The following is a 14,522-nucleotide window of genomic DNA, read 5'->3' as shown; positions in this document are numbered from 1 at the left end:
TTTAAGATGATTTATAGATTTGCTGAGGAAAAACAATTTGATATTGTCGCAATTGGCCGTGCATGTATTGATTTAAATGCAGTTGAATATCATCGTCCACTCGAAGAAACGATGACATTTTCTAAATATGTTGGTGGCTCACCGGCGAACATTGCAATCGGTAGTGCCAAATTAGGATTGAAGGCTGGTTTTATTGGAAAAATCCCAGACGACCAGCATGGTAGATTCATTGAGTCGTATATGAGAAAGATGGGTGTGGACACATCGCAAATGGTCATTGACAAAGATGGGCATAAGGCGGGCCTTGCCTTTACCGAGATGAAAAGTCCTCAAGAATGCAGTATCTTAATGTATCGTGATGATGTCGCAGATCTATACCTTGACCCTTCAGAAGTAAACGAAGATTATATAGCCAAAGCCAAGCTCCTTTTGGTCTCAGGAACAGCACTCGCTAAAAGCCCTTCTCGTGAAGCTGTTTTAAAAGCGATTCAACTCGCGAAAACACAGCACGTCAAAGTTGTCTTTGAACTTGATTTTCGTCCATATACATGGGTCTCGGCAGAGGAAACGGCACTATATTATTCAATCGTGGCTGAACAGTCAGACATTGTGATCGGTACACGGGATGAATTTGATGTCATGGAGAAGCGCAGTGGAGGCAGCAATAAAGCATCTGTTCAACATTTATTTCAACATTCCGCAGATCTCGTTGTCATTAAGCATGGTGTCGATGGCTCTTACGCATACAGCAAGTCAGGTGATGTATTTAGGGCGACTGCATATCAAACAACTGTTTTGAAAACGTTTGGAGCAGGTGATTCATATGCCGCGGCATTTATCCACGGACTTGTGACAGGTAAAGATATTCAAACAGCACTAACATATGGAAGTGCCTCTGCAGCAATCGTTGTCAGTAAGCACAGTTCATCTGATGCGATGCCAACTGTTGAAGAAATCGAAGACTTGATTGCAGTGCAGTCTTAAGTTGAAAAGAAAGGTGGAATGTTTGTGGGGGGGAAAATTCGTTTAACGACAGCACAAGCGTTCATTCAATTTTTAAATCAGCAGTATATCCATGTTGATGGTCAAGAAACACCATTTGTCGAAGGAATCTTCACAATATTCGGACATGGAAATGTGGTTGGGATCGGTCAGGCACTTGAACAAGATGCGGGTCATTTAAAAGTTTTTCAAGGTAAAAATGAACAAGGAATGGCTCATGCGGCAATCGCTTATAGTAAACAAATGCTGAGAAGAAAGATCTTTGCTGTGTCAACATCTGTCGGTCCTGGAGCGGCTAATTTAGTGACCGCCGCCGGGACTGCGCTTGCCAACAACATTCCCGTTCTGTTAATTCCTGCCGATACATTTGCGACTCGACAGCCGGATCCTGTCCTTCAGCAAATTGAGCAGGAGCACAGTGCGGCGGTTACCACGAACGATTGCCTAAAGCCTGTGTCAAGATACTGGGATCGAATTACACGTCCTGAGCAATTAATGAGCAGTCTTATTCGCGCGTTTGAAGTGATGACAGATCCAGCCAAAGCAGGACCAGTCACGATTTGTATATCTCAAGATGTCGAAGGTGAAGCATTTGATTTTGATGAAAGTTTTTTTGCAAAACGTGTTCATTATATCGACCGAAACATGCCAAGCGAACGTGAGCTACAAGGTGCAGCAGCGCTAATTAAGTCGAGTAAGAAACCACTCATCATCGTTGGTGGCGGAGCCAAGTATTCCGAAGCGCATGAAGAATTAATCGCTATTTCTAAAGATTACAATATTCCATTAGTAGAAACACAGGCCGGTAAATCAACTGTAGAAGCTGATTTTGTCAATAACTTAGGTGGGATGGGAGTCACAGGGACACTGGCAGCCAACAAAGCGGCCCATCAAGCCGATCTTGTGATTGGGATCGGTACAAGATACACCGATTTTGTTACGGCTTCCAAGACAGCTTTTGATCAGGCAAAGTTTTTAAATATTAATGTTAGTAGAATGCATGCCTACAAACTGGACGCATTCCAGGTTGTTGGAGATGCAAAGGTGACCCTCGAAAAATTATACGATTTATTAAAAGGATATCAGAGTCAATATGGCTCAATCATTGAGGAACTGAAAACAGACTGGCTGGCAGAACGTGATCGACTTCGTCAGATGACCTTTAAACGAGAAGGCTTTAAACCTGAAATTAAAGGTCAATTTTCTCAAGAAGTACTGAATGAATATGCCGATACATTGCAAACCGAACTCCCACAAACAACAGCATTGTTAACAATTAATGAAACGATTGATGAGGATAGTGTGATCATTGGTTCGGCTGGTTCTCTTCCGGGAGACTTGCAACGTTTATGGCATGCAAATGTAGTGAATACGTATCATCTTGAGTATGGTTATTCATGCATGGGCTATGAAGTCTCAGGGGCATTTGGTTTGAAATTAGCTCACCCTGATCAAGAAGTCTATTCTTTAGTCGGTGACGGAAGTTTCCTCATGCTCCATTCAGAGTTCATCACAGCTATTCAATATCACAAAAAAATAAACATTCTGCTGTTTGATAACTCAGGATTCGGGTGTATTAGCAATCTCCAAATGGATCATGGATCAGGAAGCTATCATTGCGAGTTCAGAACCGCTGACAAGCAAATTTTAAATATTGACTATCGAAAGGTTGCTGAGGGTTATGGAGCCAAAACCTATCAAGTCCATACAGTCGAAGCGTTAAAAGCCGCACTGGAAGATGCAAAAAAGCAAGCTGTCTCCACATTAATTGACATAAAGGTTCTGCCGAAGACGATGACTACTGGTTATGATAGCTGGTGGCATGTAGGTGTTGCCGAAGTATCAGAAAACCATCGGGTTCAGCAAGCATTTGAGACCAAACAAAAAATGTTGAAGGTTGCCAAACAATACTAAAAGGAGGCAGCAGCATGGGAAAGTCAGATATTTTATGGGGCATCGCTCCAATTGGCTGGCGCAATGATGACATTCCGGAAATTGGTGCAGGCAATACGCTTCAGCATTTGTTAAGTGATATTGTTGTGGCGGGATTCCAAGGGACAGAAGCAGGAGGATTTTTCCCCAGTCCGGCGATATTAAACAAAGAGCTTGAACTGAGAAATTTACGGATTGCCGGTAAGTGGTTTAGCAGTTATATTCTCCGTGATGGCATTGAAACCGTACAAAAGGCATTTAGAGTCCACTGCCAGTATTTAAAAGAAGTTGATGCCGATGTTGCAGTGGTTTCAGAACAAACGTACAGTGTTCAATGCCTTGATAAGAATGTCTTTAAAGAAAAACCTTATTTTACAGATCAAGAATGGCAACTGCTTTGTACTGGGTTGAATCACCTTGGAAAAATAGCAGAACAGTTCCAATTAAAGCTCGTCTACCACCACCATTTGGGGACTGGTGTGCAAACAGAGGAAGAAGTAGACCGTCTCATGGCGGGTACAGACCCAGAAGATGTCCATCTCCTCTATGATACAGGGCATGCTTATATTTCAGACGGAAACTACATGAACATACTTGTTAAGCATATCAACCGGATTCAACATGTTCACTTTAAAGATGCACGGCTCCAAGTCATGAAGAAATGCAAAGCGGAAGGGAATTCATTCCAACAGGCATTTTTGCAAGGAATGTTCACAGTTCCTGGAGATGGTTGTATTGATTTTGTAGAAGTATATGAAACTTTAGTAAAGAATCGTTATTCCGGTTGGATTGTGATTGAAGCTGAACAGGACCCTGCGGTTGCAAATCCGCTTGAATATGCTTTGCTGGCAAGAAAATATATTGACCGTCACTTGCTCAATGTAGCTACATAGGAAAGAAAAAACAAATGTGAAGGGGTGGCGTCCATGGGTGTACGAATTGGTGTGATTGGAACTGGAGCCATTGGAAAAGAACATATCGATCGAATCACAAATCAACTGTCAGGTGGAGAAATTGTCGCAGTCACAGATGTCAATCAAAATGCAGCCAGACAAGCTGTCAATCATTATTCATTACATGCCGACGTCTATCCAGATGATGCTAGCTTGATCAATGCAGAACAGGTAGATGCAGTCTTAGTGACAAGTTGGGGTCCCGCTCATGAATCAAGTGTTTTAAAAGCGATCAAAGCAAAGAAATATGTTTTTTGTGAAAAACCGCTTGCAACAACTGCAGACGGTTGTATGCGAATAGTCAATGAGGAGATCGATCTCGGCAAACGATTTGTACAAGTAGGTTTTATGAGACGTTATGACAGCGGTTATATTCAACTGAAAGAAGCAATTGACAACCGAGTGATTGGTGAACCGCTCATGATTCACTGTGCGCACCGCAATGCCGGAACAGGGGAACATTACACAACTGACATGGCAATTACAGATACGCTCATTCACGAAATTGATGTATTGCACTGGCTGATCAATGATGACTATCAATCTGTTCAAGTCTTTTATCCAAAGAAAACGAGACATGCTCTTCCACATTTAAAGGACCCACAAATCGTCATGCTTGAGACAAAGGGCGGGATCATCATCACTGCCGAGATCTTTGTAAACTGTCAATACGGCTATGATATTCAATGTAAAGTCGTCGGGGAGGAAGGCATTGTTAAGCTCCCTGAAGTAGCAAATATTAATGTGCGAAAACAAGGAAACAGTAGTACAGCTATTTTAATGGATTGGAAACAGCGATTCGTGGATGCTTATGATAAAGAACTACAGGCTTTCCTAGATTCCATTCGCCAAAAAGACGAAGTAAGCGGTCCCACTGCTTGGGACGGCTATATTGCAGCAGTGACAGCTGACGCTTGTGTAAAAGCTCAACAAACAGGAAAGAAAGAGGCGGTACAACTTCAAGAGAAACCAGAATTCTATCAACCAGACATTTTAGACTTGCCGATGTAAAACCGTTCAGCTGAACAGGATTTTTTAGCATTGTCTTGGTTGTCATTGGAAGGATTAGAAACGGGATATTTTCAGGAATGGTCATCCAAGTATAGATTCTCTTGGGACAGTAAGATGGGCTACTTTGCTATTAAGCTAACTTAGCTCGCTTCTTGAATCTTTATTTTCCTTCGACTAGTGTTACCATGCAGACGAGGTAGAGCCTAGACTTCTTTTTTTGTTATCATTATAAAAATTCTTGTTAAAAAACGACCAGAAAGCCAGTAAAAGCTGACTTTCTGGTCGTCCTATTGGAATAGACAAATATGTCTGGGTTACAATGCGGACTTAATCACCTTTTTATAATAAAGGACAGACAACAAACCAAAAATAGAGTATAGACTGGTGTACAACACCATGACAATAACCATCGGTGTCCATAGCTCTGATCCAAATAAGAACCAGCCGGATTGGACAGCAAAGTAGCTGTGAAGCAGACCGATGACTAATGGAATACCAAAGTTGTAGACTTGTTTGATTCGTATCCCCTTCAGTAAATCCCCCCGTGTGAAACCAAGTTTTCTCAAAATGGTGTAATTCGGTTTTTCATCTTCGCTTTCGTCCATTTGTTTAAAATAAAGGATACATCCTGATGTGATCAGAAATGTGAGGCCTAAAAAGCCGACGATAAACATGATCAGGCCGAAAGTCGATCTTTGCTTGTTAAAGGTATCAAGGAATGATAAATGTTGATCATTTTGATTCACTTTTGCAAACAGTTCATTTGCATGTTGAAGCTGGTCTTTAGATTTTAAATTAATTCCGATATAAAGACTCAGTTTTCCCTGTAATTTCGGATCTTTGTCATGGCTCAGACGTTTGAACAGTGCATCATCCACAATAGCAATAGGTGAGCCTCCTGTGAAGTTGTAGGATAAGAGGGATTCCTTTTTAATCCCTAAAAAGTTTAATGATATTGTCTCATGCTGGCTCTTTACTTTAATGGTTCCAGTCTCTTTAAAAGCCATAAATTTTTGAAGCAGGTCTGAATAGCCTGATAACATCACATCTTCTTGCGACACGTCCATCCCGTCAATCTCTTGATCGCTAACTACGGCAAGCCGAGATTTTTTCGGATCTACAGACGTATTTTTTTTACCTCCTTTTATAATCTGGTCCATATTGACAGCCGTTTGTACGACATGAATTTCTTTTTTACTGTAGGAAATGTTGTCCTCGTCCAATAAATGCTCAAACTGTTTTGCATCCTTTTGATTTGTCATGGCGAAATCAGCTGCTACGTTTTCTTCAGCTGTTTTCTCTGCGGAGTAATAGGAAATATAGCTCAACGATAATAAACCGATTGCTAATGCCATGACGGTCGTGATAATCGTTAATAAAAGGGCGCTGGATTTCATCCGGAACATAATGGATGAAAGGGACAACACTTCGTAAATATTCAAGTAACCTCCCTTGCTTTTACGAATGATATTGGAGACAAAGCTGACCGACCCTTTATAAAAGAGATATGTGCCGATGATGACAGATCCGAGAATAAAGCTCATCGCATAAAACAACTCATTAATGGACTTGAATTTTCCGCTGAACAGTTCAGTTGATATATAATATCCCGCCAAAATCAACAAGATGCCCAGCAAACCGACGATCATTTGGAGAATGGATATTCGCTTGACTTTATCTTCTGTAGATGATGTCGCTTTAAACAAAGATAAAATGCTTTGCTTTTTAATAAACGCATAATTCATCACCATTACCAAAAGATAGATTCCACAAAATACAATGATGGTTTGCACAAGTGCTTCCCCAGAAAAATGCAATTTTGCTTCAGCTTTAATATCTAATATTTTAAACAAAATCATAAGCAAAAGCTTTGATATTGAAAATCCGGCAAACACCCCGATGAACAAGGAGCCGAAATAAAGCATGATATTTTCCAAACTTAAGATTCGGAAGATTTTTTGCTTCCTCATGCCAATTAATTGGAATAAACCGATTTCTTTGCTCCGTCTCTTAATAAAAATCGTATTGGCATATAAAATAAATACGGCCACTATTACGACAAGAAGAATGGAAGCTGCTTTCAAACCAGCTGCGCCTTTTATCGATGCCTTCACTTCATTGAGTGCCGAATCATACTGAAGTGTAACAAAAGCAAAATAAAGGCCCATGCTAAAGATTAACGCAAATACATAAAGGTAATAATTCCGGATGTTTTTTTTCAGGTTGCGAAAAATTAGCTGATTAATGCTCATGCTGAACCCCACCCAATACACCTTGCGTTTTCATGATATCCTCAAAGAACATTTGCCTGTCCTGAACTCCCTTATTCAGCTGTGTATATATTTGGCCATCTTTTATAAAAACTACTCGGCTACAGTAACTAGCAGCGACCGGATCATGGGTAACCATTACAATCGTGGCGTTTCGTCTTTCATTTAATTGGCTCAGTTTATTCAGCAAGTCTGAGGCGGATTTCGAGTCGAGAGCACCTGTCGGCTCATCAGCAAAAATAATGCTTGGTTCATGAATAAACGCTCTGGCTGCTGATGTGCGCTGTTTTTGTCCACCGGAAATTTCACCCGGATATTTATCCCGCAACTCGTAAATACCTAATTCCTTTGCTACTTCTTCAAATTTTTGATGGGCTTGTTTTTTGGGCATGTTTGTAATGGACAACGGCAGAAGAATATTTTCCTTCACTGTCAACGTATCAAGCAAGTTGTATTCTTGAAAAATAAAACCTAAATGCTGTTTGCGAAATTCAGCAAGTTGTTTTTCCTTCATATTGGTCATCTCAACCTGATCGATCATAATCGTTCCGCCGCTCACATGATCAATAGATGATAGTACATTAAGCAAAGTCGTTTTACCAGAGCCTGACGGACCCATAATGCCGACAAATTCACCTTTCTCGATAGAAATATCGATACCCTTTAATACTTCTTGTTTATTAAACTTATTTCCATAGCTTTTTCGAACTTTATTCGCCTCTAAAATCGTCATTTCGATTAAACTCCTTTTTGTAGTAGTCATTATTTTTATTATAGAAAGGAAAGCCGGAACTTTCCCTCGATTAAACGAACAAAAAAGAAAAGCATGTGACATCTTTGTCACATGCTGATCACTCGTTCAAATGCATTTCGTTTTGGAAAAGTTAGTATAAAAGTTGTGCCCGCACCAAGAGAAGAGTTTACCTTAATCTGTATCGCTAGCGGCTTTGCCGCTTTTTTTGCAAGGTACAGCCCCATTCCTGTAGCCGCATTGTTATGATGTTCCTTTGTTGATGTAAAGCCTTTGTCAAACACACGAGATATATCTTTAGGATCAATACCTCGTCCAAAGTCTTGAACTTTAAGGTGAATCCGTTCATCTTGTACATAGCTTCGAATCAGAATATCAGATGCTTTACTGTACTTCACCGCATTGGTCAGCAGCTGTCTGATAATAAAAGCCAGCCATTTCGCATCGCTGAGAACTGCCACTGCCTTCAGCTGTATATCAAATCCGATACCCTTTTGAATACACCATGTTTGCAAATCTCTTATTTCTTTAAATATTAATGGCTTGAGCTCAAGGACTTCAAGTGACAAGTCATTTTCGATAAATGTCATCCGTTTTTGGTGGAGTTGCCGATCAAGTAGCAGATGAATGCGCAGCCATTCATAATCAAGCTGGTTTTTCACCGTTTGATCTTCCATTCTCTCAATGATTAAATGCATAGCGGTCAGCGGTGTTTTTACTTCATGTATCCAAGCCATCAATTCGTCTTTTTCATTCTCTAAAGCTAAGCTGTGCAGTACTGCCTGCCGTTTCAACTGTTCTGTCTGTCCGGTGATGCTTTTTTCAATCATCGATTCAAAAGGCGTCTCTGCTTCATCAATTTTTTTTACATCAAGGTTGTTTTCCCATTTTTCAAGACTTTTATAAAATTTCGTTTCTTTGTTGAAGCGGACAAATACAAAAACAATCCATATCAAAAAAGACAAATAAACAGTATAAAGGATGGGCGTAAAAGGGATGGATGAATCGACATAAGCGATAAACAGAAGGAAAACCTGCTGTAAAAAAAACATGATAATCCAGCTTCGTCTTTCGGTCAAAAACGCTTTCAGCATTGTCATGATCCTTCTTCCTTCGCCAGATAGCCCTGGCCAACCTTTGTCTCAATATATTGGCCGAGCTTCAGGGCATCCAATTTTTTTCTCAAGCGGTTAACGTTGACTGTCAGTGTATTATCACTAACAAAACGTTCGTCATTCCACAAGCTTCTGATCAACTCTTCTCGGCTGACAATTTTATTTTTTTGTTCAATTAACTGCTTTAAAATAAACATCTCATTCTTCGTCAGTTCAATGGAACCCAGCTCATTGGCAATCAGGTTCTGTTCGATGTCAACGGTTGCTCCGCACCACGTTTTGACTATGTTTGGCTCCGTGTTATATTCATAGGTACGGCGAAAAATCGCTTGAATTTTGGCAATCAAAACATCAAAATGAAACGGTTTCTGGATATAATCATCAGCTCCGAACTTCATCGACATCACCATATCAGCAGGTTGATCGCGCGAGGATAAAAAGAGAATCGGAACATTTGAACGGGAACGGATCAGCCTGCACCAATGAAACCCGTCATACTTGGGAAGTTGAATATCTATGATGACACAGTCTGGCTTGATCGCTGAAAATTCCTTCATCACTTCGTTAAAATCGTTGATGCCATACACATCGTAGGACCATCCAGTCAACCGTTCTTTTATTTCTTCAAATAGTGATTCATCATCTTCTATCAATAATAGTTTAAACATTGGGACTCACCGCGCTTTTTATCTTTTCTATTCTATGACAAGTGTATAGCAAATCGATCTTAGGCGCTACAGGGACAGACTGAGGAAGCGGAATTGTTAGGGAATCGGAAACTATTGGTGCAAAGCGGTTCATCAATCGGTTTGAACAGGTTTACTATTGGTAACATTTCATTATAATATGGTTAAAACAACAATTGGATTTGGTAGATGTCAACATGTAAAGGAGGTATGTGATGGACAGGGAAAAACAGCAATTAAGTATAGAAGCTGCCAGACTTTATTATCAGTCTGATTACAGTCAGCAGCAAATAGCCGAACAGCTGGAAATTTCAAGACCGACTGTATCGAGGCTATTGCAGTTTGCAAAGGAGAAAGGCTATGTTCAAATTCGTGTAATGGATCCGTTTGAGGATATGGATGCCCTAGCCGCCATGTTGGAAGAGAAATATGGCCTACTTGAGGCGCACGTTGTTTTTTCACCAACAGCCGATTATACGACCATCACACACTATCTGAGCCGTTATGGTGCTGAGTTTATGCACGAAGCTGTTAAAGATGGTGACATTGTGGGTGTCAGTTGGGGTACGACCATGTATCAAATTGCCCAGCGCATGTATCCTAAACAAGTGAAAGGAGTAGAAGTCGTCCAGCTAAAAGGTGGGATCAGTCATTCAAATGTCAACACATATTCCTCGGAAACGATTCAACTTTTCGGAAAAGCTTTTCAAACAATGCCGAGGTATCTTCCGCTTCCTGTCATATTTGATCATGCTGAAGTCAAACAGATGGTCGAACAAGACCGCCATATTAAGCGAATTATTGAGCTGGGTAAACAAGCGAATATCGCCCTCTTTACAGTCGGAACGGTTCGCGACGAAGCGCTTTTATTCAAGCTTGGTTATTTTAGCGAATCAGAAATAGCACTTCTTAAAAAACAAGGAGTTGGTGACATTTGTTCGCGTTTCTATGACGAAAATGGTGACATTTGTAGCCGTGCCATTGATGCCCGAACAATCGGTGTTGAGCTAGCTGATTTAAGAGAGAAAGAACGATCGATCCTGATTGCCGGTGGGGTTCGCAAAAAAGCTGCTATCAACGGTGCATTGAAAGGGAAATATGCCAATATTCTCATTATCGATCAACATACAGCGAAAGAACTTTTAAATGATTGAAAACGTCCAGGAAACCAACCTGGGTTTTACTTTACTTTCCGCTGAACAAATTTTCATATAACAATTTACATTTGTTCAGCAATCAGTTATGCTGAAACTATAATAAAGAAAGGAAGTGCTTTTGGATATGACGATTGCGAACAAAATTGATCATACAGCACTGAAACCGCATACACAAAAGCTAGACATTCAGAAGTTAATAGAAGAAGCAAAAACCTATCAGTTTGCTTCAGTCTGTGTAAATCCAACTTGGGTGGAATTTGCCGCCAAAGAATTGGCAGGAACAAATGTTGACGTTTGTACAGTGATTGGTTTCCCGCTTGGTGCCAATACATCTGAGACAAAAGCATTTGAGACAAAAGATGCCATTGAAAAAGGTGCAACAGAGGTAGACATGGTCATTAATATTGCTGCTTTAAAAGATGGTGAAAATGACTTCGTTGAAGCGGATATCCGCAGTGTTGTGGAAGCTGCCGCAGGCAAGGCACTTGTGAAAGTCATTATCGAAACATGTCTGTTGACAGATGAAGAAAAAGAGCGTGCATGCCGATTGGCTGTAGCGGCAGGAGCGGACTTTGTCAAAACATCAACAGGGTTCTCAACAGGTGGTGCAACCGTTGAAGATATCGCATTGATGAGAAAAACAGTTGGCCCTGACATTGGTGTAAAGGCTTCTGGAGGCATTCGAACAAAAGCAGATGTTGAACAAATGATTTCAGCAGGGGCAAGCAGAATTGGTGCCAGTGCAGGAGTCTCCATTGTAAGTGGAACAAACAATAAAGCAGATGATCAATATTAATCAGGGAAGTTTAAGATTCCCTGATGGAATGTAAAAATGAAAGCGAATACATCATTTCCAGGGGGACAAAAATATGAAGTATCTCATTGGGCTCATTGGTTTGGTTGTAGTCTTAGGGCTTGCATGGATCGTAAGTAGTGGAAAAAGAAGAGTTAAATATCGTCCGGTTATCGTGATGATTGTTCTACAATTTATTCTTGGTTATATTTTATTGAATACAGAAGTCGGGAATTATCTTATTAAAGGGTTTGCTCAAGGTTTTGGCTATTTACTGCAATATGCGGGAGAAGGTGTTAACTTCGTTTTTGGCGGCATGGTGAATGTGAAAGAGTCCACATTCTTTATTAGTGTTCTTCTGCCAATCGTGTTTATTTCAGCCCTAATTGGCATACTTCAGTATTGGAAGATACTGCCTCTAATCATAAAATATATTGGTATCGTACTTAGCAAAGTAAATGGGATGGGAAAACTGGAATCATACAATGCTGTTGCGTCAGCTATTTTAGGGCAGTCCGAAGTATTCATCTCGTTAAAAAAACAATTAGGTTTACTTCCTAAACAAAGACTTTACACCCTATGCGCTTCAGCCATGTCAACCGTATCCATGTCAATTGTTGGAGCCTACATGACAATGCTTAAACCAGAGTATGTCGTCACAGCAATTGTCTTAAACTTATTCGGTGGATTTATTATTGCTTCAATTATCAATCCTTATGAAGTAGACAAAGAAAATGATATGGTGGAAGTACAGGAAGGTGAAAAACAATCCTTCTTTGAAATGCTAGGCGAATACATCATGGATGGCTTTAAAGTTGCGGTTGTTGTTGCCGCGATGCTCATCGGGTTTGTTGCGATTATTGCCATGATTAACGGCATTTTTAGTGCAGTTTTAGGGATTTCATTCCAAGAACTATTAGGTTATATATTTGCACCGTTTGCTGTGTTAATGGGTATCCCTTGGCATGAAGCAGTGAATGCTGGAAGTATTATGGCGACTAAAATGGTATCAAATGAATTTGTTGCGATGAACACGCTTGCCCAAGGCAGCTTCCATTTCAGCGGTCGCACAGAAGCGATTGTCTCAGTCTTCCTTGTTTCTTTTGCAAATTTCTCATCGATCGGTATTATTGCTGGTGCTGTCAAAGGCCTGAATGAGAAGCAAGGAAATGTCGTTGCTCGTTTTGGACTAAAATTATTATACGGTGCAACATTAGTCAGCTTCTTGACTGCGACAGTTGTTGGCCTGATTTACTAATCTCAAAAAGGATAGGTGATGACAAAATGAGAATGGTGGATATCATTGTAAAAAAACAGAATGGAAAAGAATTGACGACTGAAGAGATTCAATTTTTCATCAAAGGCTATACAGAAGGAAGCATTCCTGATTACCAAGCAAGTGCCTTGGCAATGGCGATTTATTTTCAAGACATGTCAGACAGAGAACGTGCAGATTTAACGATGGCAATGGTGAATTCTGGAGAAACAATCGACCTATCTGCCATTGAAGGCATCAAAGTGGACAAACATTCAACTGGAGGTGTTGGCGACACGACAACACTTGTACTTGCACCACTTGTCGCAGCGCTCGATGTACCAGTTGCCAAAATGTCAGGACGGGGACTCGGACATACAGGGGGAACGATTGATAAACTGGAAGCAATCGAAGGGTTTCACGTGGAACTTTCTAAAGCCGAATTTGTTGACATTGTAAACCGTGATAAGGTGGCCGTTATCGGTCAAAGCGGTAATTTGACACCGGCTGATAAAAAATTGTACGCACTTCGCGATGTAACAGGAACGGTCAATTCAATTCCGCTGATTGCAAGTTCAATTATGAGTAAAAAGATCGCTGCTGGCGCGGACGCCATCGTTCTTGATGTCAAAACAGGTGCCGGGGCTTTCATGAAAACAGATGAAGATGCAGTCAATCTTGCTAAAGCAATGGTTCGTATCGGCAATAATGTTGGTCGTCAAACAATGGCTGTCATCTCAGATATGTCTCAACCATTGGGGTATGCGATCGGAAATGCCCTAGAAGTGAAAGAGGCGATCGACACGTTAAAAGGTGAAGGTCCGACAGACTTACATGAACTCGTCTTAACATTGGGCAGTCAGATGGTTGTCCTCGCTAAAAAAGCAGACACGCTTGATGAGGCACGGGAAAAACTACTTGAAGTGATGAAAAATGGTAAAGCACTGCAAAAATTCAAAGACTTTTTGCAAAACCAAGGCGGTGACAGTTCAATCGTTGATGACCCAACAAAATTACCACAGGCGGCATACAAAATTGATGTTCCAGCGAAAGAAGCTGGCGTCATAGGTGAAATCGTTGCCGACCAAATCGGTGTCGCTGCCATGCTGTTAGGTGCAGGCCGTGCGACAAAAGAAGATGAGATCGACCTTGCTGTCGGCATCATGCTTCGCAAAAAAGTGGGTGATGCGGTTGAAAAAGGTGAACCGCTCGTCACACTTTATACCAACCGCGAACATGTTGATGAGGTCATCACAAAGGTTTATGACAATATCCGAGTGACTGAAAAAGCAGAGGCGCCAAAGCTTGTGCATACAGTCATTACGGAGTAAGCGATTAGCGGCACATACTCGTCGGGTGTGTGCCGCTTTTTTTGAATTTAAATTGTGTAATGATGATATATAAATCCAATGAACACTTTGTTCATACATACATATAAAATTACTCATCATTTTGGAATTGGACTTTACAAAGTCAATTCTTCATTTATTTCATTTTATATGATCAAGTTCCATTGATTCATAAAATAGTTATGACCTCAGCCTCTTTTAAAAGTGATGATCACTACAGTATAATCACATTGTGTTTTTCAAAAAAA

12 protein-coding genes are annotated in these 14,522 nt (G+C 40.6%); 8 read left to right on the top strand and 4 right to left on the bottom strand.

Going from position 1 to position 14,522, the window contains the following annotated elements; all coding sequences use genetic code 11:
- Positions 1-6 precede the first annotated feature (6 nt).
- Genes iolC through PDT38_RS11020 form a run of 4 tightly spaced genes read left to right on the top strand, consistent with a single transcriptional unit; the run spans position 7 to position 4,898 of the window.
- Positions 7-984: a 5-dehydro-2-deoxygluconokinase gene (gene iolC / locus PDT38_RS11035; protein ID WP_270801417.1), complete on the top strand. Its 978-nt coding sequence runs from the start codon at positions 7-9 to the stop codon at positions 982-984.
- Between the two features lie 24 nt (positions 985-1,008).
- Positions 1,009-2,916, top strand: coding sequence for a 3D-(3,5/4)-trihydroxycyclohexane-1,2-dione acylhydrolase (decyclizing) (gene iolD, locus PDT38_RS11030; protein ID WP_270801414.1), 1,908 nt, complete (start codon positions 1,009-1,011; stop codon positions 2,914-2,916).
- 14 nt (positions 2,917-2,930) lie between these two features.
- The gene (gene iolE, locus PDT38_RS11025) at positions 2,931-3,827 is read left to right on the top strand and encodes a myo-inosose-2 dehydratase (RefSeq protein ID WP_270801411.1); all 897 of its coding nucleotides are present in this window, start codon (positions 2,931-2,933) and stop codon (positions 3,825-3,827) included.
- 33 nt (positions 3,828-3,860) lie between these two features.
- Positions 3,861-4,898, top strand: a complete 1,038-nt coding sequence (locus PDT38_RS11020) for a Gfo/Idh/MocA family protein (RefSeq protein ID WP_270801410.1) — start codon at positions 3,861-3,863, stop codon at positions 4,896-4,898.
- Between the two features lie 314 nt (positions 4,899-5,212).
- Here PDT38_RS11020 and PDT38_RS11015 read toward each other — a convergent pair whose 3' ends face one another.
- The 4 genes from PDT38_RS11015 to PDT38_RS11000 form a co-directional block, all read right to left on the bottom strand.
- A complete protein-coding gene (locus PDT38_RS11015) occupies positions 5,213-7,150 on the bottom strand; it encodes an FtsX-like permease family protein (protein WP_270801409.1) in 1,938 nt (645 codons plus the stop codon).
- Positions 7,140-7,901, bottom strand: coding sequence for an ABC transporter ATP-binding protein (locus PDT38_RS11010; RefSeq protein ID WP_270801408.1), 762 nt, complete (start codon positions 7,899-7,901; stop codon positions 7,140-7,142). The genes PDT38_RS11015 and PDT38_RS11010 overlap by 11 nt, the downstream gene beginning before the upstream one ends.
- A gap of 107 nt (positions 7,902-8,008) precedes the next feature.
- Entirely contained in the window at positions 8,009-9,013 is a 1,005-nt protein-coding gene (locus tag PDT38_RS11005) for a sensor histidine kinase (RefSeq protein WP_270801744.1), read from the bottom strand.
- A 2-nt stretch (positions 9,014-9,015) separates the two neighbouring features.
- Entirely contained in the window at positions 9,016-9,702 is a 687-nt protein-coding gene (locus tag PDT38_RS11000) for a response regulator transcription factor (RefSeq protein WP_270801406.1), read from the bottom strand.
- A 233-nt stretch (positions 9,703-9,935) separates the two neighbouring features.
- Between PDT38_RS11000 and PDT38_RS10995 the strand changes: the two genes are divergently transcribed.
- From PDT38_RS10995 to PDT38_RS10980, 4 genes are all read left to right on the top strand, one after another.
- Positions 9,936-10,874: a sugar-binding transcriptional regulator gene (locus tag PDT38_RS10995; protein WP_270801404.1), complete on the top strand. Its 939-nt coding sequence runs from the start codon at positions 9,936-9,938 to the stop codon at positions 10,872-10,874.
- Between the two features lie 127 nt (positions 10,875-11,001).
- Positions 11,002-11,673 carry a deoxyribose-phosphate aldolase gene (deoC, locus tag PDT38_RS10990; protein WP_270801403.1) on the top strand — a complete coding sequence of 224 codons (672 nt, stop codon included), beginning with the start codon at positions 11,002-11,004 and terminating at the stop codon, positions 11,671-11,673.
- 73 nt (positions 11,674-11,746) lie between these two features.
- Complete coding sequence (locus PDT38_RS10985) at positions 11,747-12,928, top strand: NupC/NupG family nucleoside CNT transporter (RefSeq protein ID WP_270801401.1); 1,182 nt, start codon at positions 11,747-11,749, stop codon at positions 12,926-12,928.
- Between the two features lie 26 nt (positions 12,929-12,954).
- Positions 12,955-14,256, top strand: coding sequence for a pyrimidine-nucleoside phosphorylase (locus PDT38_RS10980; protein WP_270801399.1), 1,302 nt, complete (start codon positions 12,955-12,957; stop codon positions 14,254-14,256).
- The last annotated feature ends 266 nt before the right edge of the window (positions 14,257-14,522 follow it).

This window comes from Bacillus changyiensis, from assembly GCF_027706145.1.
Taxonomy (GTDB): domain Bacteria; phylum Bacillota; class Bacilli; order Bacillales; family Bacillaceae; genus Bacillus; species Bacillus changyiensis.
This window is presented reverse-complemented; position numbering and strand designations above follow the sequence as displayed.

What these genes read in the sequence shown, in the direction of transcription:
- iolC (WP_270801417.1), top strand. Translation starts at nt 7, where the DNA reads ATGATTTATAGATTTGCTGAGGAAAAACAATTTGATATTGTCGCAATT.
- iolE (WP_270801411.1), top strand. Translation starts at nt 2,931, where the DNA reads ATGGGAAAGTCAGATATTTTATGGGGCATCGCTCCAATTGGCTGGCGC.
- PDT38_RS11020 (WP_270801410.1), top strand. Translation starts at nt 3,861, where the DNA reads ATGGGTGTACGAATTGGTGTGATTGGAACTGGAGCCATTGGAAAAGAA.
- PDT38_RS11015 (WP_270801409.1), bottom strand. Translation starts at nt 7,150, where the DNA reads ATGAGCATTAATCAGCTAATTTTTCGCAACCTGAAAAAAAACATCCGG.
- PDT38_RS11010 (WP_270801408.1), bottom strand. Translation starts at nt 7,901, where the DNA reads ATGACGATTTTAGAGGCGAATAAAGTTCGAAAAAGCTATGGAAATAAG.
- PDT38_RS11005 (WP_270801744.1), bottom strand. Translation starts at nt 9,013, where the DNA reads ATGCTGAAAGCGTTTTTGACCGAAAGACGAAGCTGGATTATCATGTTT.
- PDT38_RS11000 (WP_270801406.1), bottom strand. Translation starts at nt 9,702, where the DNA reads ATGTTTAAACTATTATTGATAGAAGATGATGAATCACTATTTGAAGAA.
- PDT38_RS10995 (WP_270801404.1), top strand. Translation starts at nt 9,936, where the DNA reads ATGGACAGGGAAAAACAGCAATTAAGTATAGAAGCTGCCAGACTTTAT.
- deoC (WP_270801403.1), top strand. Translation starts at nt 11,002, where the DNA reads ATGACGATTGCGAACAAAATTGATCATACAGCACTGAAACCGCATACA.
- PDT38_RS10985 (WP_270801401.1), top strand. Translation starts at nt 11,747, where the DNA reads ATGAAGTATCTCATTGGGCTCATTGGTTTGGTTGTAGTCTTAGGGCTT.
- PDT38_RS10980 (WP_270801399.1), top strand. Translation starts at nt 12,955, where the DNA reads ATGAGAATGGTGGATATCATTGTAAAAAAACAGAATGGAAAAGAATTG.